Annotated in this window: 19 protein-coding genes; 4 read left to right on the plus strand and 15 right to left on the minus strand. The window is 67.6% G+C overall.

Annotated features, from left to right (window positions below):
- The first annotated feature begins 142 nt into the window (after window positions 1-142).
- Window positions 143-1834 (plus strand): MFS transporter, encoded by a 1692-nt coding sequence (locus AC6LJ5_RS06995; RefSeq protein WP_498140109.1) that lies wholly within the window; start codon window positions 143-145, stop codon window positions 1832-1834.
- A gap of 33 nt (window positions 1835-1867) precedes the next feature.
- Here the strand turns inward: AC6LJ5_RS06995 and AC6LJ5_RS07000 are convergent, their stop codons facing one another.
- The 8 genes from AC6LJ5_RS07000 to AC6LJ5_RS07035 all read right to left on the minus strand — a co-directional run bounded on the left by AC6LJ5_RS07000 (window position 1868) and on the right by AC6LJ5_RS07035 (window position 11434).
- Complete coding sequence (locus AC6LJ5_RS07000) at window positions 1868-2842, minus strand: Csu type fimbrial protein (RefSeq protein ID WP_498140110.1); 975 nt, start codon at window positions 2840-2842, stop codon at window positions 1868-1870.
- Window positions 2839-5184 (minus strand): fimbria/pilus outer membrane usher protein, encoded by a 2346-nt coding sequence (locus AC6LJ5_RS07005; protein ID WP_498140111.1) that lies wholly within the window; start codon window positions 5182-5184, stop codon window positions 2839-2841. Before AC6LJ5_RS07005 ends, AC6LJ5_RS07000 begins: the two co-directional genes overlap by 4 nt.
- A 52-nt stretch (window positions 5185-5236) precedes the next feature.
- Window positions 5237-5956, minus strand: a complete 720-nt coding sequence (locus AC6LJ5_RS07010) for a fimbrial biogenesis chaperone (protein WP_498140112.1) — start codon at window positions 5954-5956, stop codon at window positions 5237-5239.
- 12 nt (window positions 5957-5968) lie between these two features.
- The gene (locus AC6LJ5_RS07015) at window positions 5969-6469 is read right to left on the minus strand and encodes a Csu type fimbrial protein (RefSeq protein WP_103272091.1); all 501 of its coding nucleotides are present in this window, start codon (window positions 6467-6469) and stop codon (window positions 5969-5971) included.
- A gap of 422 nt (window positions 6470-6891) precedes the next feature.
- Window positions 6892-7869, minus strand: coding sequence for a Csu type fimbrial protein (locus tag AC6LJ5_RS07020; RefSeq protein ID WP_498140113.1), 978 nt, complete (start codon window positions 7867-7869; stop codon window positions 6892-6894).
- On the minus strand, window positions 7866-10214 hold the full coding sequence (locus AC6LJ5_RS07025; RefSeq protein WP_498140114.1) for a fimbria/pilus outer membrane usher protein: 2349 nt from the start codon (window positions 10212-10214) through the stop codon (window positions 7866-7868). The genes AC6LJ5_RS07020 and AC6LJ5_RS07025 overlap by 4 nt, the downstream gene beginning before the upstream one ends.
- The gene (locus AC6LJ5_RS07030; protein WP_498140115.1) at window positions 10215-10925 is read right to left on the minus strand and encodes a fimbrial biogenesis chaperone; all 711 of its coding nucleotides are present in this window, start codon (window positions 10923-10925) and stop codon (window positions 10215-10217) included.
- Window positions 10926-10936: 11 nt separating this feature from the next.
- Entirely contained in the window at window positions 10937-11434 is a 498-nt protein-coding gene (locus AC6LJ5_RS07035; protein WP_498140116.1) for a Csu type fimbrial protein, read from the minus strand.
- 514 nt (window positions 11435-11948) lie between these two features.
- Between AC6LJ5_RS07035 and AC6LJ5_RS07040 the strand changes: the two genes are divergently transcribed.
- Complete coding sequence (locus AC6LJ5_RS07040; protein ID WP_498140117.1) at window positions 11949-13544, plus strand: methyl-accepting chemotaxis protein; 1596 nt, start codon at window positions 11949-11951, stop codon at window positions 13542-13544.
- A 27-nt stretch (window positions 13545-13571) separates the two neighbouring features.
- Here the strand turns inward: AC6LJ5_RS07040 and hutI are convergent, their stop codons facing one another.
- From hutI to hutC, 7 genes are all read right to left on the minus strand, one after another.
- Window positions 13572-14798 carry an imidazolonepropionase gene (gene hutI / locus AC6LJ5_RS07045; RefSeq protein WP_103272085.1) on the minus strand — a complete coding sequence of 409 codons (1227 nt, stop codon included), beginning with the start codon at window positions 14796-14798 and terminating at the stop codon, window positions 13572-13574.
- A 29-nt stretch (window positions 14799-14827) separates the two neighbouring features.
- Entirely contained in the window at window positions 14828-16270 is a 1443-nt protein-coding gene (locus AC6LJ5_RS07050; RefSeq protein ID WP_498140118.1) for an amino acid permease, read from the minus strand.
- 122 nt (window positions 16271-16392) lie between these two features.
- Window positions 16393-17922, minus strand: a complete 1530-nt coding sequence (gene hutH, locus AC6LJ5_RS07055) for a histidine ammonia-lyase (protein WP_103272083.1) — start codon at window positions 17920-17922, stop codon at window positions 16393-16395.
- A gap of 32 nt (window positions 17923-17954) precedes the next feature.
- Window positions 17955-19376 (minus strand): purine-cytosine permease family protein, encoded by a 1422-nt coding sequence (locus AC6LJ5_RS07060; RefSeq protein WP_498140119.1) that lies wholly within the window; start codon window positions 19374-19376, stop codon window positions 17955-17957.
- An 84-nt stretch (window positions 19377-19460) separates the two neighbouring features.
- Window positions 19461-21137, minus strand: coding sequence for a urocanate hydratase (gene hutU, locus AC6LJ5_RS07065; RefSeq protein WP_103272081.1), 1677 nt, complete (start codon window positions 21135-21137; stop codon window positions 19461-19463).
- 206 nt (window positions 21138-21343) lie between these two features.
- The gene (locus AC6LJ5_RS07070) at window positions 21344-21952 is read right to left on the minus strand and encodes a HutD/Ves family protein (protein ID WP_498140120.1); all 609 of its coding nucleotides are present in this window, start codon (window positions 21950-21952) and stop codon (window positions 21344-21346) included.
- Window positions 21949-22692 (minus strand): histidine utilization transcriptional repressor HutC, encoded by a 744-nt coding sequence (hutC, locus tag AC6LJ5_RS07075; protein ID WP_349291632.1) that lies wholly within the window; start codon window positions 22690-22692, stop codon window positions 21949-21951. Before hutC ends, AC6LJ5_RS07070 begins: the two co-directional genes overlap by 4 nt.
- Window positions 22693-22890: 198 nt before the next feature.
- On the opposite strand from hutC, the gene AC6LJ5_RS07080 reads away from it, so the two are divergent.
- Window positions 22891-23175 (plus strand): metal-sensing transcriptional repressor, encoded by a 285-nt coding sequence (locus AC6LJ5_RS07080; protein WP_103272078.1) that lies wholly within the window; start codon window positions 22891-22893, stop codon window positions 23173-23175.
- A gap of 141 nt (window positions 23176-23316) precedes the next feature.
- Window positions 23317-24426, plus strand: coding sequence for an S-(hydroxymethyl)glutathione dehydrogenase/class III alcohol dehydrogenase (locus AC6LJ5_RS07085; RefSeq protein WP_103272077.1), 1110 nt, complete (start codon window positions 23317-23319; stop codon window positions 24424-24426).
- Window positions 24427-24537 lie beyond the last annotated feature (111 nt).

A 24537-nucleotide genomic window follows, 5' to 3' on the forward strand; every position in this document is an offset into this window, starting at 1 on the left:
GCGGCGCCCGCCGCCGCGAAGTCGGCCGGACCGGGAAGGCCCGGGGCGGGCCCGGCCCGCCCGCCATGCCGGCGTCCGGCTTTCGGCGTACCATTGGGCGACCCCGGCCCGCGGTACGGCCGGGGCGATTCTCGAGGCCCGCATGCTCCAACCCGTTTCGGCCAACACCGACCTGCCCGCCGAGCCCGCGCCCGCGCCGGCGCCCGCCCTGCGCGTCAGCACACTGTCCCCCCTGTCCTTCCCGGCGTTCCGGATCATCTGGATCGCCAACCTGTTCGCCAACCTGGGCACCTGGGCGCAGTCCGTCGCCGCGGCCTGGATCATCACCACCGAACAGAGCAGCCCGCTGCTGGTCGCCATGATCCAGGTGGCCGCCGCCTTTCCGCTGGTGGCCCTGTCCATCCTGACCGGCGTGCTGGCCGACAACTACGACCGCCGCAAGGTCATGCTGGCCGGCATGGGGCTGGAACTGGCCGGGGGCCTGTTCATCACCATCCTGGCCTTCGCCGGCCTGCTGCACCCGATCACGCTGATCGCCTCGGTCTTCTGCATCGCCATCGGCAGCGCCGTCGTGACGCCGGCCTGGCAGGCGGCGGTGGGCGAACAGGTGCCGCGCGCCCACGTGGGCAGCGCGGTGCTGCTGAACAGCGTCAACTACAACGTCGCGCGCGCGGTCGGTCCGGCCATCGGCGGCCTGCTGCTGGGCGCGCTGGGCGCGCCCTGGGTGTTCCTGCTGAACTGCTTCTGCTACGGCGGCCTGATCTGGGCGATCTGGCGCTGGAAGCGCGACCTGCCCGAGCGCCGCCTGCCGCCCGAGCGCCTGCTGCAGGGCGCGGTCACGGCGCTGCGCTACACCCAGCATTCCACCGTGACGCGCGTGGTCATGCTGCGCGCCTTCGCCTTCGGCCTGTCGGCCAGCGCCCTGTGGGCGCTGCTGCCCCTGCTGGCCCACGAACACGACGGCGGCAGCGCCATGCTGTACGGCTACATGTTGGGCGCGCTGGGCCTGGGCGCCATCCTGGGCAGCGTGCTGGTGCGCCGGGTGCAGGCGCGCTGGGGCGCCAGCGGCCTGATCAGCGCCGCCGCCGGCCTGCTGGCGGCCTGCCTGCTGGCGCTGGGCCTGACCGGCACGCTGTGGGTCGCCTTCCCTGCCCTGCTGCTGTCCGGCGGCTGCTGGATCGGCGTGCTGGCCACCTACAACACCACGGTGCAGATGCTGGTGCCGGACTGGGTCAAGGCGCGCTCGCTGGCGCTGTACCAGACCGCCATTTTCGGCGGGCTGGCGGCCGGCTCGTTCATGTGGGGCCATTTCGCCGGCACGCTGGGCGTGTCGGGCGCGCTGGCCGGCGCCGGCGTCATGCTGGGCCTGACCGTACTGCTGCTGTACCGCTCGCGCCTGCCCGAGCAGGTGGACGCGCAGTCGCTGACGCGCGCCGACAGCGCCGAGCCGGCCCTGCAAGCCGCCGGCTTCGACACCGAGCACGGCGCTGTGCTGGTGGCGGTGCAATACCAGATCCCGAACGACAAGCTGCGCGCGCTGATCGGCGCCGCCCATCCGCTGCGCCTGATGCGGCTGCGCAACGGCGCGCAGCAGTGGCAGCTGTTCCGCGACCTGGAGCGCGAAGGGGTGTGGCGCGAGGTCTTCCTGGTCGAAAGCTGGATGCAGTACCTGCGCATGCTGGATCGCATGACGCTGGCCGACAAGATGGTGCTGGACGGCGTGCGCGCGCTGCACGCCGGCGACGCGGCGCCGGAAGTGTCGCGCAACGTCAGCTACCTGGCGATGAACGGGTCGCAGGGATTCTCGCTGCGGCGGGATCCGGAATCGCTGTAGGGCGCTCGACCCGGGCCTGTCCCGGGCGCAGGCTCAGAATGTGATGGTGGCCGTGACGGTATCGCTGTAGCTGCCCGGCCTGGGCGTGGCCTGCGGCGGCACCAGGCCGTAGACGGTGTAGCTCTGCGCCGCGCCCGTGCCCAGGCCGGCCATGGGCGAGCCGCCCGTCGCGTCGCCCCAGACGATGGCGTAGCTCGACCCCTGGTACAGCTGGTAGCCGACCGTGTCGGCGGCGGTCGAGTGCTTCATCTTGCGCGCCAGCACGTTGCCGCCCACCGTCCCGCCATTGAGCGCCAGCGAGTACGCGTTGTTGTTGGTGCATTGCACGCTGATCTGGCTGCTGCCAGGCACCGGGGCCGTCAACAGCCCCTGGGCCGGAAACACCAGGTTGGTGGCGGAAATGGTGCAGTTCTTCTGCACCAGCGCCTTGACCGTCAACGGGATCTGCAAGGTCAGGGAGGGCGAACTCAGCGGGCAGTTCAGGAGCAGCCCGATGAGCGGAAAGGTCTGCAAGTCCACCTTGGCCTGCGTGGTCGTGGCGTAGCTTTCCATGTATTGCGTATCGGCATTGTTCACGATGGCCACGGTGTTCTGGCCGCCCGGCAGCTTGGCATAGACGGTCGCCGACACCGACCCCGCGCCGATGCCGGTCAGCAGCTGCGACGTAGGCGCCGAGGTGGTCGCGTCGCCCCAGATATTGGAATAGCCCGGATCCGTATACAGGTTGTAGTTCATGCGGTAGGAACCGTTGCCCATCGCGCGCGCCGCGATCGACGGGCTGGTATTTCCCGTTCCCAGGCTGATGCATACCCGCGTGAACAACGACAGGCCGGAGCAGTTCAGCTTGATCAGCCCGCCGCTGTTGAGCGTATCCGCCGGCAGCAGGGGATTGATCGTGCCAAAGTCGATGGTGGTCGAACTGCCGGTCAGGTCGCAACTCTGCGCCTGCGCCGCGCCGGACCAGGCCCAGCACCACGCAAGCACGATCAACACGATGGCGCGTCTCATTGCGCAGGTTCCTCCAAAGGATGGCAGACATAGGGGCCCAGCGTGGGCATCAGGCGTCCGGGCTCGGCGCCGTATTCGAATTGCGCGCGGCAGGACACGCCCTTGCCCTGCACCGTCAGGTGATTCAGCGCCTGCAGGTCCTCGACGAAGGTCATGCCGTCGTAGCCCACCACCCCGCGCTTGCCGCTCTCGGCATGCAGCACCCCGGCCCCAGGCGGCAGGAACTGGCCGTCCGGCGTCTTCAGGATCACCGTGGCCGCCACATAGCGCTCCAGCTGGAAGTTCGCCACCACGCCCGAGCGCGACTGCGGCACCACCACCGCCTTGGTCGATTCCAGCCGCGTGTCCACCGGCAGGTTCTCGGCGTCGATCGACAGGCGATTGGCCTGATAGGGAACCAGGTCCGGCACCAGCAGGTGGCCCGAGCTGTCGGTCTTGCCCAGCTTGCGGTTCTCGTGCAGCACGTCCACGTCCGGCGCGCCCGTCGACACCAGCGCGAAGCTGTCGTTGATCCGGCGCGAGGGCGTGACCACGCCGTCCATCAGCACCAGCGCCCCCGAGGCCTGGGCCGCCGCCTGCGTGCGTCCGCCCAGGTCCTGCGCCAGACCGGTCAGCTGGCCGTAGCGGCCCAGGTACTGCGCCTGGCCCTGCGTGTAGGCCTGCCCGCCGCTGCGTCCGCGCTGCACCGACCAGCCCGCGCCGCCTTCATAGTCCACCGAACGCTGCGCGCCCACGCTGTAGCTGTCCTGGCGCTGCTGGCGGCTGACCGACGCGAAGGCCTGGGTCCGATCGCCCATCATCAGCGTCAGGCTCAAGTACACGCCGTTCGAGTCGGACTGGTTGAAGTCGTGGAACGCACTCAGGTTCATGGCCACGCGGCTGTGCAGGTTGACGGTATAGGTCGCCGAGCCCAGCTTGGCGGCCGGCGCGTCCGGCTGGCGATAGCCGATGTAGCTCAAGGCCATGCTCTGCGACCGGGTGATGGGAAACGACACGGTCGCGCGATCCGTCTGGCGGACCACCGGCGCGTCCTCGCGCGAACCCAGGTCGCCGTAATCGCCGAGCGCCCGGGTGGACAACAGGTCCAGGCTGAACTCAGGCCGCACGTACTGGTAGCCCAGGCTGGTCTGGCCGCCCGCGTAACGGCCCGCGCTGCCGGCCAGCGAAGCGCTGACCACGCCCGCCTCGCCCAGCCTGACCAACGCGCCGCCCCCCAGGTTGTAGACGCCGGGCGCGCTCTCGGCATGCCCTTCCAGCGTCAGCGCGTCATCCAGGCCATAGCGGCCCGATGCGCTGAAGGCCGGCGCGTGGTCGTAGTCGAACGAACGCACGCTGAACCGCCGCCGCACGAAGCCCGCCTCCACCGAATAGCTGGACAGGCCCCGCGCCAGCAGGCGCGTGTCCACGTACAACGGCACCGTCGTCGCGATGCTGCGCCCCAACGCGTCGCGCGTGACGATGGTGGCCTGGCCCGCGCCGGTGATGCCGGGGATCTGGTTGACCACGAAGGGGCCGGCCGGCACGTTGCTGGAGTATTGCTGCACCCCGTTGATGTACAGCGCGATCGAGGACGGCACCACCGAGGACGCGCTGATCGCCGCCACCGGAAAAGTCACCAGGTCCGGCCGCAGCGAGAAGTTGCGGCCCCACTGCACGCCGGCGATGCGGATCGACCGCGACCAGTCCAGCGACGACGTGATCGTGTCGCCCAGCCGCAGCGTGCGCATCGTGTCCTGGTCCGAGCGCGTCCAGTAGGTGTCATAGCGGATATAGCGGTCCGCCCGCCCGCCGGCATAGGTGATGCCGGTGTTGCTGAATACGCCGGACGGACTGAAATAGCGCTGCTCGGTATACAGCGACAACCGGGACAGGCCGCTGGTCTGCGCGTAGGCGTCGTAATTCAGCACCAGCCCGCGCCCGCTGGTGGCCGGAGGCGCCCTGGGGACGCCGCGCATGTCGAGTTGATAAGGCGTGCGCAAGGCGTCCGGCACCACCAGGTTCACCGACTGCGTCGCGGCGTTGTAGCTGTAGCGCAGGCCCGGAATCGCATCCAGCCGCAACGCCGGACTGCCAGCGGCGCCCTCCGCCCCCGGCACGTCGATGCCGACCGAGCGCAGCGCATCCGCGCTGGCCGACAAGCGGCCCTGCGCATCGCGGAACCGCAGCAGTTGCGAGGTATTGGCGCCGTTGATGCTCACTTCCAGGAACACGTCGCGCTCGGCGATATCGCCGAACGACACCAGCTGATCGGGCACGTCCGCCGCCCGCGCCACCGCGCAAGACAGGGCCAGCGCGATGCTCCAGGCGCGTCGCCCGCGTGTACGGGAAGCGCATACCGCCATAGGCTGCATACCTCTGGCGCGCCGCCTTCCGCCCAGGCCGGCGCGCGGCCAGTCAGTCCATCCGGGGCGCCACCGAGATCGTGCCGCCATTGATCAGGGCCTTGATACGCACGGGGCCCGGCGCCTGCGGCCGGCCCGGGATACGCCACTGCCGCTGGCGCTGGGCCAGCGCATAACCCACCAGCCCGTCGACCTCGGCCACGGGCTTGCCGCCGCTGTCCAACACCTGCAGGCTGGCCACCTGCGCATAGCGGGTGCCGGTGTTATTCAGGCTCAGCACCCATTCCTTGCCCTCGCGCGCCGCCCTCCAGCTCAGTTCCGGACGCGGCTCGGGCGTGGCCCCGGCCACGAACACCGGCACCGAATAGCGCAGCCGCAGCACCACGCCATTGACCGCCGGCGTGGACGGATCCGGAATCTCGTCGATGACCAGCCGATAGCTCTTCTCGATCGCCGCCGGTTCCCGCGACGCGCGCACCAGCCGCACCAGCTGTTCGCTGCGGGGCGGCACCTGGATGATGGGCGGGCTGACCTGGATCTCGTCGGTGGGCAACAGCACGTCGTCGCCGTCGCGCTGTTCCCAGGCGTAGACCCGCACCTGACCATAGACCGGCATCGCGTCCGGGTTGCGCAGCGTGATGCCGCTGGCGCCCTGTTGCGGCGCCATGTCGACCATGACCGGGGAAATCTGCAGCGTGGCCGCGCCCGCCGGACCCGTCGCGCCCAGCAGGACCGCCACCGCCGCCAGCACTGCAAGCATGGCTGTACGCACGGTGGCGGCTCCTCAGAAATAGACGGTGGCGGTGACGGTGGAGCTGTAGGTATCGGGCGCCGGCGTGGCCTGGGCCGGCACCGAGCCGTTGACGGTCAGCGTCTGCGCGGCCCCGGTACCCGTGCCGCTCACGCGCGCCGCCACGGTGGCGTCGCCCCAGACGGTGCTCAGGTCGGCCTTGTACAGTTGGTAGGCCACGGACGCCGTCGTGTTGACCGTGCCGAACATATGCCGGCTGGCCTCGGTATTGCCCGTGCCAGTGCCCGCGTTCAAGCCGACGGTATACGGCGTGGTGTTGGTGCACGTGACAGTCAGCGTCGAGGTGGATGTCACCGCCGTGCTCAGCACGCCCTGGGGGCCGAATGCCAGGTTGTTGGCGGCGATGGTGCAGTTGGCCTGGATGACGATGGTGACGTTGAAGTTCGCCGTGCTCTGTCCCGCGGCCAGGTTCGACGCGCACACCAGGGAGCTGAGCAAAGAAAATGTGGCCGAGCGATAGATCAGGCGTTTCATGAGCGCTACTCCACGAAATACTGCTGAATCAACCTACCCGCAATTGATGCATGTCATGTCAATTTTGAAATTTGACGAAACATACAGCTATTTTCCATTCTCTCTGGCTTTCTTCAAGACATTTTCGATATTTTCCCGCTATTTTTCTGTCTTCCCCTTCGAAGTAGCTCCAATGTTCGGCAATAAAACTTGTTGTAATTCAGGGAATTGGCTGTTTTCTTAAAAAAGTGACGGAATTCAGACATAAAATGCCGCCTTGATTCGGCATTTTTCAGCGCCTTTATGTACGGATTTTTTCGATTATTGGCAGCATTAATTGCGGCAAGAATCGAAAGTGACCGAGGAGTCTCAAAAATCCTCTCACTCGCCGCATTGCGCGGCTAGCCGGTGTGCGACCGCTGTCGCCCCCGCCGTGTGCGGGTTCAGAATGTGATGGTGGCCGTGACGGTATCGCTATAGCTGCCCGGCCTGGGCGTGGTCTGCGCCGGCACCCGGCCATATACCGTATGGTTCTGCACCGTGCCCGACCCCAGACCGGTCTTGGGCGAGCCGCCGCTCGCATCGCCCCAGACGATGGCGTAGTTCGCCCCCTGGTACAGCTGGTAGCTGACCGTGTCGGCGGCGGTCGAGTGCTTCATTTTGCGCGCCAGCACGTTGCCGCCCACCGTCCCGCCATTGAGCGCCAGCGAATACGCGTTGTTGTTGGTGCATTGCACGCTGATCTGGCTGCTGCCAGGCACCGGGGCCGTCAACAGCCCCTGCGCCGGAAACACCAGGTTGGTGGCGGAAATGGTGCAGTTCTTCTGCACCAGCGCCTTGACCGTCAACGGGATACTCAAGGTCGTGTCCGGACTGCTCAATGGGCAATTCGTGAATGCGCCGAAAAACAGCAGCCCGGTTTCCACGTCGACCCTGGCGCTGACGCCGCCGTAGGTCTCGAGGTACTGCGTATCGACATTGCCCACCGTCGACACCGAGGTCTGCCCGCCCGGCAGCTTGGCATAAATGGGCACCATTATCGAACCATTGCCCAGGACATTGAGCACCTGGGAGGTGGGCGGCGAAGTCGTCGCATCGCCCCAGACGGTCGTATACCCGGCGTCTGTATACAGGTTGTAGTTCATCCGGTAGACGCCGTTGCCCATCGCGCGCGCCGCGATCGACGGACTGGTGTTGCCGATCTCCAGGCTGATGCATATCCGCGTCGTAAAATACAGCCCTGAACAGTTCACATCGATCAAGCCGCCATTGTTGTAGGTATCGGCGGGCAGCAGGGGATTGACGGCGCCGAAATCGATAGTGGTCGAACTGCCCGACAAATTGCAGTTCGCCTGGGCCTGCGCCGCGCCCGCCCAGGCCCAGGAAAACACAATCGCGATCAACAGGATGGCTCGTCTCATTGCTTGTGCTCCTCCAAAGGCTGGCAGACGAACGGGCCCAGCGTGGGCAATTGCCGGCCGGGCTCGGCGCCATATTCGAATTGCGCGCGGCAGGACACGCCCTTGCCCTGCACCGTCAGGTGATTCAGCGCCTGCAGGTCCTCGACGAAGGTCATGCCGTCGTAGCCCACCACCCCGCGCTTGCCGCTCTCGGCATGCAGCACCCCGGCCCCAGGCGGCAGGAACTGGCCGTCCGGCGTCTTCAGGATCACCGTGGCCGCCACATAGCGCTCCAGCTGGAAGTTCGCCACCACGCCCGAGCGCGACTGCGGCACCACCACCGCCTTGGTCGATTCCAGCCGCGTATCGACCGGCAGGTTCTCGACGTCGATCGACACCCGGTTGGCCTGATAGGGAATCAGGTCCGGCACCAGCAGGTGGCCCGAGCTGTCGGTCTTGCCCAGCTTGCGGTTCTCGTGCAGCACGTCCACGCCCGGCGCGCCCGTCGACACCAGCGCGAAGCTGTCGTTGATCCGGCGCGACGGCGTGACCACCCCGTCCATCAGCACCAGCGCTCCCGAGGCCTGGGCCGCCGCCTGCGTGCGTCCGCCCAGGTCCTGCGCCAGACCGGTCAGCTGGCCGTAGCGGCCCAGGTACTGCACCTGGCCCTGCGTGTAGGCCTGCCCGCCGCTGCGTCCGCGCTGCACCGACCAGCCCGCGCCGCCCTCGTAATCGATCGAATGCTGCGCGCCCACGCTGTAACTGTCCTGGCCCTGCTGGCGGCTGGCCGACGCGAAGGCCTGGGTCCGATCGCCCAGCATCAGCGTCAGGCTCAAGTACATGCCATTCGAGCCGGACTGATTGAAGTCGTGGAAAGCACTCAAGCTCATGACCGCGCGGCTGTGCAGATTGACGGTGTAGGTCGCCGAGCCCAGTCTGGCGGCCGGCGCGGCCGGCTGGCGATAGCCGATATAGCTCAAGGCCGCGCTCTGCGACTGGGCGACGGGAAACGACAGGGTGACGCGGTCGATCTGCCGCGCCACGGGCGCCTGCTCGCGGGATCCGAGATCACCATACCCCCCCAACGCGCGCGTGGCCTGCATGTCCAGGCTGAACCCCGGCCGCACGTACTGGTAGCCCAGGCTGGTCTGGCCGCCCGCGTAACGGCCCGCGCTGCCGGCCAGCGAAGCGCTGACCACGCCCGCCTCGCCCAGCCTGACCAGCGCGCCGCCCCCCAGGTTGTAGACGCCGGGCGCGCTCTCGGCATGCCCTTCCAGCGTCAGCGCGTCATCCAGGCCATAGCGGCCCGATGCGCTGAAGGCCGGCGCGTGGTCGTAGTCGAACGAACGCACGCTGAACCGCCGCCGCACGAAGCCCGCCTCCACCGAATAGCTGGACAGGCCCCGCGCCAGCAGGCGCGTGTCCACGTACAACGGCACCGTCGTCGCGATGCTGCGCCCCAACGCGTCGCGCGTGACGATGGTGGCCTGGCCCGCGCCGGTGATGCCGGGGATCTGGTTGACCACGAAGGGGCCGGCCGGCACGTTGCTGGAGTATTGCTGCACCCCGTTGATGTACAGCGCGATTGAGGACGGCACCACCGAGGACGCGCTGATCGCCGCCACCGGAAAAGTCACCAGATCCGGCCGCAGCGAGAAGTTGCGCCCCCACTGCACGCCGGCGATGCGGATCGACCGCGACCAGTCCAGCGACGACGTGATCGTGTCGCCCAGCCGCAGCGTGCGCATCGTGTCCTGGTCGGAATGCGTCCAGTACGTGTCGTAGCGGATGTAGCGCCCAGTGCCATCGGCAAGGTTGGCGCGCCCGCCAAGATAGCTGATGCCGGTGTTGCTGAACACGCCGGACGGACTGAAATAGCGCTGTTCGGTGTACAGCGACAACCGGGACAAGCCGCTGGTCTGCGCGTAGGCGTCGTAGTTCAGCACCAGCCCGCGTCCGCTGGTGGCCGACGGCGCCCGGGACACGCCACGCATATCGAGCGCGTAAGGCGTGCGCAACGCATCCGGCACCACCAGGTTCACCGACTGCGTCGCGGCGTTGTAGCTGTAGCGCAGGCCAGGAATCGCGTCCAGCCGCAGCTCCGGGCTGCCCGCCGCGCCGTCCGCCCCCGGCACGCCGATGCCGACCGAGCGCAGCGCATCCGCGCTGGCCGACAAGCGGCCCTGCGCATCGCGGAACCGCAGCAGTTGCGAGGTATTGGCGCCGTTGATGCTCACTTCCAGGAACACGTCGCGCTCGGCGATATCGCCGAACGACACCAGCTGATCGGGCACGTCCGCCGCCTGCGCCGCCATGCACGACAAGGCCAGCGCGATGCCCCAGCCGCGCCACTCGGCCGCGGCCACTCAGTCCATCCTGGGCGTAGCCGAGATCGTGCCGCCATTGATCAGGGCCTTGATACGCACGGGGCCCGGCGCCTGCGGCCGGCCCGGGATACGCCACTGCCGCTGGCGCTGGGCCAGCGCATAACCCACCAGCCCGTCGACCTCGGCCACGGGCTTGCCGCCGCTGTCCAACACCTGCAGGCTGGCCACCTGCGCATAGCGGGTGCCGGTGTTGTTCAGGCTCAGCACCCATTCCTTGCCCTCGCGCGCCGCCTTCCAGCTCAGCTCGGGACGCGGCTCGGGCGTGGCCCCGGCCACGAACACCGGCACCGAATAGCGCAGCCGCAGCACCACGCCATTGACCGCCGGCGTGGACGGATCCGGAATCTCGTCGATGACCAGCCGATAGCTCTTCTCGATCGCCGCCGGTTCCCGCGACGCGCGCACCAGCCGCACCAGCTGCTCGCCGCCGGGCCGCACCTGGATGATGGGGGGACTTACCTGGATCTCATCGGTGGGCAACAACACATCGTCGCCTCCGCGCTGCTCCCAGGCGTAGACCCGCACCTGGCCATAGACCGGCATCGCGTCCGGGTTGCGCAGCATGATGCCGCTGGCGCCCTGCTGCGGCGCCATCTCGACCATGACCGGGGAAATCTGCAGCGTCGCGGCGCCGGCCGGACAAATCCAGCCGAGCAGAACCACCAGCATGGCGGGTATGCGCGCGCACACGGCCACACTCCTCAGAAATAGACGGTGGCGGTGACGATCGAGCTATAGGTGTCAGGCGCCGGCGTGGCCTGGGCCGGCACCGAGCCATTGACGGTCAGCGTCTGCGCGGCCCCGGTACCCGTGCCGCTCACGCGCGCCGCCACGGTGGCATCGCCCCAGTTCGTGGTCAGGTCGGCCTTGAACAGCTGGTAGCCGACGGATGCCGTGGTGTTGACGGCCCCGAACATGCGTCGGCTGGTTTCAGTATTGCCCGTGCCGGTGCCCGCGCTAAGGCCGACGGTGTACGGCGTGGTGTTGGTGCAGGTGACGGTCAGCGTCGAGGTGGACGCGACCGCAGCGCTCAGCACGCCCTGGGGAGGGAAAGTCAGGTTGGTAGCTGCGATGGTGCAGTTGGCCTGGATGATGATGCTGACGTTGAAGGTCGTGGAATTCTGCGCCGCCAGGCTCGATGCGGATGCCAGGGAAGTGAATAAAAGAAATGCGGTTTTGCGATAGATCAGGCGTTCCATGCGCGCCACTCCACAAAATACTGCTGATTCAACCTACCCCAACATGGGTGTGTCTTATCAGATCAGATACAAGATCTGGAGCAACACGAGCGTATTTTCCATACCCCGCTGGCTTATTCAAGTTATTTTCTTAACATCGGTGCTGGATTTTACTTTTCTTTTTACTACTCCCGAGTAATTTAGTTTTATTTTAAAAATAGTCTTAAGCCAATTGAAATATCACGAACATCGCTGATATTCGAAGAAATATAACCCCACATATTTAATCCAATACCTGCAGGACAGCGTCAAATTAATGACCCCGCCACGCTTCATGCAGTTATGACACTCCAGACCAGACCGTGAGGAAAACATTCTCACCTGACATGAAAAACGCAACACTATTGCTTGAAATGTCGATTTGTTCCATGCCCAGCTGGCACATTCCGTCATGTTGTAACGCCAGCTAAATTCGCCTGTCTCCAAGCCGTTGTTGCCGATGTAGCACCCCCTAAGCACTCAAGAGCGTCGCGTCATGAAACAGCTACTGAAAGACATCACCATCCGCCGCATGATCCTGGGCACCCTGCTCACCATCAGCGTCCTGCTTGCCGGCATGTCGGCAATCACCATCAACGGTTTGCGCGGCTCGGCGGATGCGCTGACCGACAGCACCGAACTGCTGCACGAAGTCTCGGCGCTTTCGCGCGTCAACGACCAGATCATGCGTGCGCGCCTGCGCCTGTCGCGCCAGATGGAATATGCCGCCGCCGGCGACGCCACGCAGGCGGCCGAGGAAGGCCGCAGCATCGATGCCGCCCTGGCCGAAGCCCGCAAGCAGCAGGCCATATTCCTGGAACTGGCCGGCAACGATGCCCCGGCCGCCATCCTGGATCCCATGAAATCGGGCTTCGATGCCCTGACCGTGGCGGGCATCGCGGTCCAGCGCGACCTGCTGACGGCCGGCGATGTGGCGCGCGCCCGCGCCCATGGTGCCGGCCCGGTCGTGAGCGCCAGCCGCGCCTTCGGCAAGAGCATCGAGCAATACGAGGCCTACGCCAAGGAACGCGAGACCCAGCTCTGGGAGAACGCCGCCGCCAAGCGCCGCCACGCCTATATCGGCATGGGCGCGGTGCTGGCCGTCTGCCTGCTGCTGCTGGTGCTGGGCGACCTGTACGTGGTGTATTTCGTCAAGCGTCCGCTGGACGACTTGCGCGGCCATTTCCAGCGCATCGCCGCCGGCGACCTGACCGCGCCGATCGCGGCCTTCGGCCGCAACTGCGTGGGGCAGGTGATCCCCTATCTGCAGGACATGCAGGCCAGCCTGGTCCGCACCGTGCACGCGGTGCGCGCGGGCGTACATGAAATACATATCGGATCCAGCGAAATCGCCGCGGGCAACCAGGACCTGTCCAGCCGCACCGAGCAGCAGGCCGCCTCGCTGGAGGAAACCGCCGCCAGCATGGAGCAGCTGCTCTCCACCGTCAGCAGCAACGCGGAGAACGCGCGCCAGGCCAACCAGATGGCCTCGACCGCGTCCGAAGTGGCGCAACGCGGCGGACAGGCCGTGCGCGATGCCGTGAACACCATGCGCGAAATCGCCCAGGACTCCAGCCGCATCGAGGACATCGTCGGCGTGATCGACGGCATCGCGTTCCAGACCAACATCCTGGCGCTGAACGCGGCCGTGGAAGCGGCCCGCGCCGGCGAACAGGGCAAGGGCTTCGCGGTGGTGGCGGGCGAGGTGCGGTCGCTGGCGCAGCGTAGCGCCACGGCGGCCAAGGAAATCAAGCAGCTGCTCAACACCTCGGGCGCCACGGTGCAGGCGGGGTCCACCCAGGTGGAGACGGCCGGGCGCACGATGGAGGAAATCGTGCGGACCATCGAACACCTGACCTCGCTGGTGGCCGATATCGCCGCCGCCTCGCAGGAACAGGTCACGGGCATCGACCAGGTCAACACGGCGGTCACGCAGATGGATCACGTGACCCAGCAGAACGCCGCGCTCGTCGAAGAGGCCGCCGCCGCCGCGTCGTCGCTGGAAACGCAGGCGCAGCGGCTGCAGGGCGCGGTCAGCGCCTTCCGCCTGCCGTCCCAGGCCGGCCTGCCCGCGCTGGCGATGGCGGCGTAGGCCGCATACATCGCGGCCCGGCGGCTGTCAGGCCGCCGCGTCCGGCGCCGTCGCGTACACCTGCTGCCCATGCCGGACGACGCGCCTGGGCAATTCGCCGCCAATCCAGTAGGCCAGCTCCGACGGATGATCGATGCTCCAGGCCACGAAGTCCGCCGCCTTGCCCGCTTCCAGCGTGCCATGCGTGGTCTCCAATCCCAGCGCGCGGGCCCCATGGAGGGTGGCGCCGGCCAGCGCTTCCTCCGGCGTCAGGCGGAACAGCGTGCAGGCCATGCTCAGCATCAGGCGCAGCGACAGCGCCGGCGAGGTACCCGGATTGAGGTCGGTGGAAATGGCTATCGGCACGCCGTGGCGGCGCAGCAGATCCACCGGCGGCAGCCGGGTTTCGCGCAGCGCGTAAAACGCGCCCGGCAGCAGCACCGCCACGGTGCCTGCCTGCGCCATGGCCAGCACATCGCTCTCGGTCAGGTATTCAAGGTGATCGGCCGACAGCGCGCCATGGCGCGCCGCCAGCGTGGCGCCGTGCAGTGACGACAGCTGCTCGGCATGCAGCTTGACCGGCAGGCCCAGGTGCGCCGCGCTCTGGAACACCCGCTCGACCTGCGCCGGCGAGAACGCCAGGTGCTCACAGAAGGCGTCCACGGCGTCCACCAACCCTTCCGCCGCCAGCACGGGCAGCATGCGGCGGGCGACCTCGTCGATGTAGTCGTCCGGCCGGCCCGTGAACTCGGGCGGCAGCGCGTGCGCCGCCAGGCAGGTGGCGCGCACCGTCAGCGGCAGCGAGCGGCCCAAGCGGCGCGCCACGCGCAGCATCTTGCGCTCGTTGGGCAGGTCCAGGCCGTAGCCGGACTTGACCTCCAGCGTGGTCACGCCGTCGCGCAGCAGGTGCAGCGCGCGCCGGCTCGCATCCAGATACAGCTCGTCCTCGGTGGCGGCGCGCGTGGCGCGCACCGTGCTGGCGATGCCGCCGCCGCGCGCGGCGATCTCGGCATAGTCCACGCCCTGCAGGCGCTGCTCGAACTCCAGGCTGCGGTTGCCGCCGAACACCAGGTGGGTGTGGCAATCGACCAGGCCCGGCGTGACCCAGGCGCCGCCCAGGTCCTGCACGGCCGCCGAGCCATCCAGCGGCATCTCGGCCTCGGGGCCGATCCAGGCAATGCGCCCGTCCTCGGTGACGATGGCCGCGCGCTCGATGATCGAGTACGCGCCGCCTTGCATCGTGGCGGCGTGGCAGTTGCGCCAGACCTGTTTCATTGCCGGTTCTCCTTGTTGCTTGCGTTGTTTCAGTCCGAGCCCTGCGTCAGCGGCCGGGACGGGTTTTGCGGCGCGCCCTGCTCCGGGACGCGCACCTGCGCCGCCTTGCGCTGCGGCAGCACCCACAGGCGATAGGCGATGCACAGCAGCGCGATCCACACGGCTCCCACGATAAGCGCGGCCTGCGTGTTCGGGAAGTAGCCCAGCACCAGGATCACGAAGACCATGAAGGCGATCGCCAGGATCGGGCCGGCCGGCCACAGCGGCACCGGGAACTTGAGCTGCGCGGCCTCCCTAGGGTCCATCTTGCGGCGCATGTTGAATTGCGACAGCAGGATCATCAGCCAGACCCAGACCGTGGCGAAGGTGGCGATGGAGGCGATCAGCAGGAACACATCCTTCGGGATCAGGTAGTTCAGCACCACGCCGATCAGCAGCGCGGCCGACATCACCACCACCGTCATCCACGGCACGCCACGGCGCGACACGGCGGCGAAGCCGCGCGGCGCCTGGCCCTGCTGCGCCATGCCGTAGAGCATGCGTCCGGCGCCGAAGATGTCGCTGTTGATGGCCGACACGGCGGCCGATATCACCACGATGTTCAGGATGGTGGCGGCGGACGGGATGCCCAGCTGGTCGAAGATCTGCACGAAGGGGCTGCCCTGGCTGCCGATCTGCGACCAGGGGAAGATGGCCATCAGCACGAACAGCGTCAGCACGTAGAACAGCAGGATGCGCAGGGGCACGGCGTTGATGGCGCGCGGGATGGTGCGGCCCGGGTCCTTGGCCTCGCCGGCCGTGATGCCGATGATCTCGATGCCGCCAAAAGCGAACACCACCACCGCCAGCGATGCGATCAAGCCGCCGATGCCGTTGGGCATGAAGCCGCCGTTCTGCCAGAGATTGTGCACGCCGGTGGCCGGCGCGTCCGCGCTCAGGCCGATGCCGAACAGCATGATGCCCAGTCCGCCGGCGATCATGGCGACGATGGCGGCCACTTTCAGCAGCGACAGCCAGAATTCCAGTTCGCCGAACAGCTTGACGGTGCACAGGTTGAGCCCGCCGATCAGCAGCACGATGGCCAGCACCCAGATCCACTGCGGCACGTCCGGATACCAGAATCCCATGTACAGCCCGAACGCCGTGACGTCGGCCAGGCAGACGATGATCATCTCGAAAGTGTAGGTCCAGCCGGTGATGAAGCCGGCCAGCGGTCCCAGAGACTGGCTGGCGTACTGGCCGAAGGAGCCGGCCACCGGGTTGTGCACCGCCATTTCCCCGAGCGCGCGCATCACCATGTACACGGCGGCGCCGGCGATCAGGTAGGCGATCAGGACCGAGGGGCCCGCGGCCTGGATGGCCTTGGCCGAGCCGTAGAACAGGCCGGTGCCGATGGCCGACCCCAGCGCGATGAAGCGGATGTGCCGGGCGCTCAGCCCTCTCTTCAACTCACTGCTCTGCACTTCTTGCATGCTTGTCTCCATGTGGTGGGAATGCCGCGGGCAGGGCCGAGCGCCGCCCGCGCGCCCTCTGCGGGGCGCTGCAAGCGGCTGCGGCGGGAGGGCCCACGCCGCGCGCGCGGGCCGGTGTTGCGTTACAGACTGGGCAACAGGCCCGCCGGCATGAGCGCGTTCAGGCTGCGTCCGGCGATCAGCGCGCTGGCCTGTTCGATGTCGGGCGCGAAGAAGCGGTCCTTCTCGTAGTGCGCCACCTTCTGGCGCAGCAGCTGGCGCGCGCGCTCCAGCTTGGGCGAGGTCTTCAGGCCCTCGCGGAAATCCAGGCCCTGGCAGGCGCCCAGCCATTCGATGGCCAGGATGTCGCGCACGTTCTCGGCCATCGGCCACAGGCGCTTGCCCGCGTTCGGCGCCATCGACACGTGATCTTCCTGGTTGGCTGAGGTGGGCAGGCTGTCGACGCTGGCCGGATGCGCCAGCGCCTTGTTGTCGCTGGCCAGCGCGGCGGCCGTCACCTGGGCGATCATGAATCCGGAGTTCACACCGCCGTTGTTCACCAGGAAGGGCGGCAGCTGCGACATGTGCTTGTCCATCATCAGCGAGATGCGGCGTTCGGACAGCGCGCCTATCTCGGCCAGCGCCAGCGCCAGATTGTCGGCGGCCATGGCCACCGGCTCGGCATGGAAGTTGCCGCCCGAGATCACGTCGCCCTCGGCGGCGAACACCAGCGGGTTGTCCGACACGGCATTGGCCTCGACTGCCAGCACCTCGGCGGCCTGGCGGATCTGCGTCAGGCAGGCGCCCATGACCTGCGGCTGGCAGCGCAGCGAATAGGGATCCTGCACCTTGCCGCAGTCGGCGTGCGAATGGCCAACCTCGCTGTCGTCGGTCAGCAAGTCGCGGTAGACGGCGGCCACGTCGATCTGGCCGCGCTGGCCGCGCGCCGCGTGGATGCGCGGATCGAAGGGCGCGCGCGAGCCCAGCATGGCTTCCACGCTCAGGCCGCCGCAGACCAGCGCCGCGGACATGAGGTCCTCGGCCTCGAACAGGCCGCGCAGCGCATAGGCGGTCGACACCTGGGTGCCGTTCAACAGCGCCAGGCCTTCCTTGGCCGCCAGCGTGAACGGCTGCAGGCCGGCGATTTCCAGCGCCTGGCGGGCAGGCAGCCACTCGCCGCGATGGCGCGCGCGGTTCTCGCCCAGCAACAGCAGGGACATGTGCGCCAGCGGCGCCAGGTCGCCCGACGCGCCCACCGAGCCCTTGAGCGGAATGTGCGGATAGACCTCGGCGTTGACCAACGCGATCAGCGCGTCGATGACCTTGCGGCGGATGCCGGAGTAGCCGCGCGCCAGGCTGTTGATCTTCAGCACCATGATCAGACGCACCATGGCGTCGTCCAGCGGCTCGCCCACGCCGGCCGCGTGCGACAGCACCAGCGAGCTTTGCAGCGCTTCCAGGTCCTCGCGCGCGATGCGGGTGGACGCCAGCAGGCCGAAGCCGGTGTTGATGCCGTAGGCGGTGCGGTCCTCGGCGATGATGCGCTCCACGCAGGCCACGCTGGCGTCGATCGGGCCGGCCGCCGACGGATCCAGGGTCAGGCGCTGCGGCTGGTGGTAGACCTGGCGCAGGTCGGACAGCGTGAGTTGGCCGGGTTTCAAGTGCAAATCCATTGTCGATCTCCTATGCCGCCGTCAGGCGGTATTCATGCAATGTCGTGGCCGCCGCTCGTGGCGTGGCGGCGCGCAGCCGACGCGCCGTTGCGGGCCAGCAGGTAGTACAGGATGCCCGGCACGATCAGGCCGATGATCCAGGAAATATCCACGCCGCCCAGGTGCTGGACCAGGGGGCCGGTGTAGAGCTTGGTCGAGATGAAGGGCATCTGCACCAGCACGCCGACGGCGTAGGCGGTGAGGCCCGTCATGTTCCAGCGGCCGTAGCGTCCGTCGGGGTCGGCCAGCGCCGGCACGTCATAGCGCTCGCGGTTCACGAAGTAATAGTCCACCAGGTTGACCGCGCTCCAGGGCGTGAAGAAGGCCAGCAGGAACAGGATGAAGGACTTGAACGCGCCCAGGAAGCTGTGCTGCCCGATCAGCGCGACGGCCGTCGCCGCGCCCACGATCAGCAGCACGGCAACCACGCGCTGCCGGTGCGTGACGTCGATGCTTCCACGAAAGCCGCTGATGATGGTGGCGATGCACATGAAGCTGCCGTAAGAGTTCAGCGTCGAAATGGTGATCTTGCCGAAGGCGATGCTGAAATACAGCAGCGCGGCGATCGTGCCCGTGCCGCCCAGGTCCACGATATAGGCCACTTCGCGACCGGCGAACTGACCCGGCGCCATGGCCGCGGCCAGCACGCCCAGCACCATCGCGATCTGCGCGCCCGCCACCGAACCCAGGCCCACCGCCAGGAAAGTCCTGGCCGAAGACGTGCGGCTGGGCAGGTAGCGCGAGTAATCGGCCACATACGGCCCGAAAGCGATCTGCCAGGAGGCCGCCAGTGACACCGACAGCAGGAACGAGCCCCAGGTGAAATGGCGGTTGGCCAGCAGCTCGCCCACATCGGCCAGCGCCATAACGCGGCTGAACAGGTAGACGAAGGCGACGATGCCCAGCAGCGTCGCCACCCGGCCGATGATGTGGATGACGCGGTAGCCGAACACGGTGGCCAGCACGATGGCGGCGGCGAACATCAGGATGCCGGCGCTGTCGCTCACGCCCAGCAGCTGGCCGATGGCCTGGCCGGACAGCACGGTGCCGGTGGCGGTGAAGCCCAGGTACATGACGCAGACCAGCGCGATGGGAATCGCCGCGCCGTAAACGCCGAACTGCACCCGGCTGGAGATCATCTGCGGCAGGCCCAGTCGCGGCCCCTGCGCGGCGTGCAGCGCCATGATGGCGCCGCCGAACAGCTGGCCCACCAGCAGGCCCACCAGCGACCAGAACACGTCGCCGCCCAGCACCACCGCCAGGGCGCCGGTGACGATGGCCGTGATCTGCAGGTTGGCGCCCATCCACAGCGTGAACTGGCTGTAGAGCTTGCCGTGCCGCTCCGATTCCGGAATGTAGTCGATCGAACGCCGCTCGATGAGCGGCGCCCGTTCCGATCCGACTGGTGTCGCCATGCTTTCGTCTCCTGGCGCCTGTGCACAGGCCGGCGCCTTTTCCCCCATGTGCGGGAGCCGCGCCAGCGCGGCTCCCCGGACCGCTCAGCGGCCCGTGATCATCGGCAGGTTCAGACCCTGCTCGCGGGCGCAGTCGATCGCGATCTCGTAGCCCGCGTCGGCATGGCGCATGACGCCGGTGCCCGGGTCATTGGTCAGCACGCGGGCGATGCGCTCGGCGGCGGCGTCGGTGCCGTCGCAGACGATGACCATGCCCGAATGCTGCGAAAAGCCCATGCCCACGCCGCCGCCGTGATGCAGCGACACCCAGGTGGCGCCGCTGGCGGTGTTCAACAGCGCGTTGAGCAGCGGCCAGTCGGACACGGCGTCGGAACCGTCGCGCATGGCCTCGGTTTCACGGTTGGGGCTGGCCACCGAACCGGAGTCCAGATGATCGCGGCCGATCACGATGGGCGCGGACAGCTCGCCGCTGCGCACCATCTCGTTGAAGGCCAGGCCAAGCCTGGCGCGCTGGCCCAGGCCGACCCAGCAGATGCGCGCCGGCAGGCCCTGGAAGCTGATGCGTTCGCGCGCCATGTCCAGCCAGCGGTGCAGGTGCGCATCGTCGGGAATCAGTTCCTTGACCTTGGCGTCGGTCTTGTAGATGTCCTGCGGATCGCCGGACAGCGCGGCCCAGCGGAACGGACCGACGCCACGGCAGAACAGCGGGCGGATATACGCGGGCACGAAGCCGGGGAAATCGAAGGCATTGTCCACGCCTTCTTCCTTGGCCATCTGGCGGATGTTGTTGCCGTAGTCGAAGGTGGGCACGCCCTGCTTCTGGAATTCGAGCATGGCGCGCACGTGCCGGGCCATGGACTGCTTGGCCGCCTTGACCACGGCGGCCGGCTCGCTTTTCGCGCGTTCGCGGTATTCGGCCCAGGTCCAGCCGACGGGCAGATAGCCGTTGAGCGGATCATGGGCGCTGGTCTGGTCGGTGACCATGTCCGGACGCACGCCGCGCCGCACCAGTTCCGGCAGGATCTCGGCGGCATTGCCGCACAGCGCGATCGAGATCGCGCGACCTTCCTTGGTGTAGCGGGCGATGCGTGCCAGCGCGTCGTCCAGATCGGCGGCCTGCTCGTCGACATAGCGGGTACGCAGGCGGAAGTCGATGCTGCTCTGCTGGCATTCGATGTTCAGCGAGCAGGCGCCGGCCAGCGTGGCGGCCAGCGGCTGCGCGCCGCCCATGCCGCCCAGGCCGGCGGTCAGCACCCAGCGGCCCGCGAGCTTGCCGTCGTAATGCTGGCGACCGGCTTCGACGAAGGTCTCGTAAGTGCCCTGCACGATGCCCTGGCTGCCGATATAGATCCAGCTGCCGGCGGTCATCTGGCCGTACATGGCCAGGCCGCGCGCGTCCAGCTCGTTGAAGTGTTCCCAGGTGGCCCAATGCGGCACCAGGTTGGAGTTGGCGATCAGCACGCGCGGCGCGTTCGCGTGGGTCTTGAACACGCCCACCGGCTTGCCGGACTGCACCAGCAGGGTTTCGTCCTCGTTCAGGTTCTTCAGCGACTCGACGATGCGGTCGTAGCAGTCCCAGTCGCGCGCGGCGCGGCCGATGCCGCCATAGACCACCAGCTCCCTGGGGTTCTCGGCCACGTCCGGATCGAGGTTGTTCATCAGCATGCGCAACGGCGCCTCGGTCAGCCAGCTCTTGGCCGTCAGCTGCTTGCCGCGCGGGGCGCGGATCTCGACGTCGCGGTAGCGTTTCGATTTTTCCATCGTGGTCTCCATAGCCAGGTGCGCCGCGCCTTGGATCCGCGGCCATTGGCCGAATCATAGGATGCCTATGCTTGTATATACAAGATGGGACGAGCTATTTTTTTGTCAGGGATTACCCGCAGCAAAGACGAGCCACGGGCGCGCGACCGCGCCCCGCCCGCGGGGCGGACGGGGCGGAAAAACCGGGGTCGGAAACGCCGCCGCGCTCAGGCGGCGACGGGCAGCAGCTCGATCAGGCAGGCGTCCAGCGCGGCGGACGCCGTCGCCGGCTCGATGCGATATTCGGCCAGGCCACCGGCCGTTTCGATGTGCAGGCAGTCATGCCGCGACGGCAGCTCGTGGCGCGCGCCGTCAACGGCCAGCGCCAGCGGCGCGTCGGACGCGTTCAGCAGCAGCACGGCGCGGGCCGGGCTGTGGAACACGCAGGATGCGTTCAACCATTGCAGGCGGGCCTGCCAGCGCGCCGGCGCGTAGAACAGGTTGAAGTCGCGGATGGGGCCGTCCAGCAGGCGGCAGTCCACCTTGGCGTCGCCACGGAAGGCATAGGCGCGGCGCGGTCCCAGCGGCGGCTCGCGACGACCGTCGACAGTCAGCTCGATGCCCGCGCCTTCCAGCACGGTGATGATGCGCTGGAAGCCGTCGAAAGCCGAAAAGCCGCCATCCTGCCCCACGTCCGCGATGGACAGGCGCCATTCGAAGCCGGCCGTGCTGCCGCCGGGATTGCAGGCCACTTCCTGGGTGGTGCCGCCGCCGTTGCGCCACGGCATGCGCGGATAGTCCCGCGCCCGGTACAGGCGCGCGTCGAACTGGGTCATGTGGTGAATTTTCCTTCAAGACGATGGCGCGATCCGGGATGGATCAGGCGAGCCAGCGTGACCGCGCGCTCGCCCGACCAGGTGCGCCGGCGTATCAACAGACAGGGTTCGTCGCGCTCGATCTGCAGCAGCTGGCACTCGCGCGGCTTGGCGCGGATCGCCTCGACCACGTGCTCGCCCTCGGTCAGAGGGGCCACGCGCGTCAGATATTCATAGGGCGTGCCCTGCGTGAAATCCTGCTTGAGGTAGTCGGGCGCCAGCTTGACGTTGACGTAGCGGTCCTCGAGCTGGATGGGCAGGTCGTCCTCGTAGTGCACGATGACCGAATGGAACACCGGCTGGCCTTCGCGGATCTCCAGCATCAGGGCCTGCTCGTTGCCGGCGGGCTCCTCGGCCAGCCGGATCACGCGGCTGTGATGACGATGATTGCGCGCCGCGATCTCGTCGGCGATATTGTTCACCGCGAACAGCGCCGAGCGGGCCTTGGGCTGCGCCACGAACGTGCCCACGCCCTGCATGCGCACCAGCAGCCCTTCGGCGGTCAGCTCGCGCAAGGCGCGGTTGATGGTCATGCGGCTGAAGCCCAGTTCCTCGACCAGCTCGCTTTCGGACGGCACGCGGTAGTGCGCGGGCCAGGCGCCGCTGCGGATCTGCTGGGCGATCATCTGCTTGACCCGCGCATACAGCGGGGCGGGCAGGGCGTCTGGCTGGACGGGCAATCGGGTAGGGTTGGAAGCCACGAAACAGTCCTGTGCTGGGCCGGCGGGCAGGATGCGAGCGCCTGGCCAGTTCTCATGTTTCGGGAATTATATAGAGGATGACTAGACACGTATAGACATCATTGCAGACGGCGCCGGCACGCCGGGATCCTGGACCGTGCTGGACGCCGGGCGGTGAATTTTTTATACTCCCCCCCTGTATCCAACGGAGTCCCGGCCGTGCCCCACAGCCCGCAAGAGAAAAAGCGCGTCACGACGCGCCTGCGCCGCATCCAGGGCCAGGCCCTGGCGCTGGAGCGCGCCGTCAACGACGGCACGGAATGCGGCGCGCTGCTGCAACAGCTGGCGGCCCTGCGCGGCGCGGCCACCGGGCTGATGGCCGAAGTGCTGGAAAGCCATCTGCGCGAAACCTTCGCGCAATCGGCCCAGGCGCCCGCCCCGACCGCCGACGCCGACGCCGAGATCGACCAGATCATGCGCATCGTCCGCACTTATCTCAAATGAACAAGGCCCACCGCCGAAGCGCTATCGCGCTCCCCCCTCAAAGGGGCGCGGCAGCGGAGCGGCCAGGGCAACATCCGCGCACATGGCCCCGCGTCGTGTACGGCAGAAGCAACACCATCGTCAACGCTCTGGAGCATCATCATGAAATCACGCGCAGCAGTCGCATTCGGACCCGGCAAGCCGCTGGAAATCGTTGAAATCGACGTGGCGCCGCCGCGGCGCGGGGAAGTGCTGGTGCGCATCACGCACACCGGCGTCTGCCATACCGACGCCTTCACCCTGAGCGGCGACGATCCCGAGGGCCTGTTCCCCGCCGTGCTGGGCCACGAAGGCGCGGGCGTGGTGGTCGAAGTGGGCGAGGGCGTGACCTCGCTGCAACCCGGCGATCATGTCATCCCGCTCTACACGGCCGAATGCCGCGAATGCAAGTTCTGCCTGTCCGGCAAGACCAACCTGTGCCAGAAGGTCCGCGCCACGCAGGGCAAGGGCGTCATGCCCGACGGCAGCTCGCGCTTCAGCTATGAAGGCAAGCCGCTCTACCACTACATGGGCTGCTCGACCTTCAGCGAATACACCGTGGTCAACGAGATCTCGCTGGCCAAGATCAACCCGGCCGCGCCGCACGAAAAGGTCTGCCTGCTGGGCTGCGGCGTGACCACCGGCCTGGGCGCGGTCCACAACACCGCCAAGGTCAAGGAAGGCGACACCGTCGCCGTGTTCGGCCTGGGCGGCATCGGCCTGGCCGTGATCCAGGGCGCGGTGCAGGCCAAGGCCGGCCGCATCATCGCCATCGACACCAATCCCAACAAGTTCATCCTGGCCAGGGCCATGGGCGCGACCGACTGCGTCAACCCCAAGGACCACGACCGTCCCATCCAGGACGTGATCGTCGAGCTGACCGACGGCGGCGTGGACTTCTCGTTCGAATGCATCGGCAACGTCAACGTGATGCGCGCGGCGCTGGAATGCTGCCACAAGGGCTGGGGCGAGAGCATCATCATCGGCGTCGCCGGCGCCGGCCAGGAAATCAGCACGCGTCCGTTCCAGCTGGTCACGGGCCGCGTCTGGCGCGGCTCCGCCTTTGGCGGCGTCAAGGGCCGCACCCAGCTGCCCGGCATGGTCGAGGACGCCATGAGCGGCAAGATCGACCTGGATCCCTTCGTCACCCACACACTGCCGCTGGACCGCATCAACGAGGCCTTCGACCTGATGCACGAGGGAAAATCGATCCGCACCGTGATCCACTACTGATCCATCGCGTCACACCGGCATTCACGGGCGGTCCACGGGCCGCCCGTTGTTTTTTCTTCACGCCCGGTTCATCTGCACGTCATCTGCCGCCACGATCATTCGCCGTTCCAA

It is taken from the genome of Achromobacter sp. 1011791174 (genome assembly GCF_059760925.1).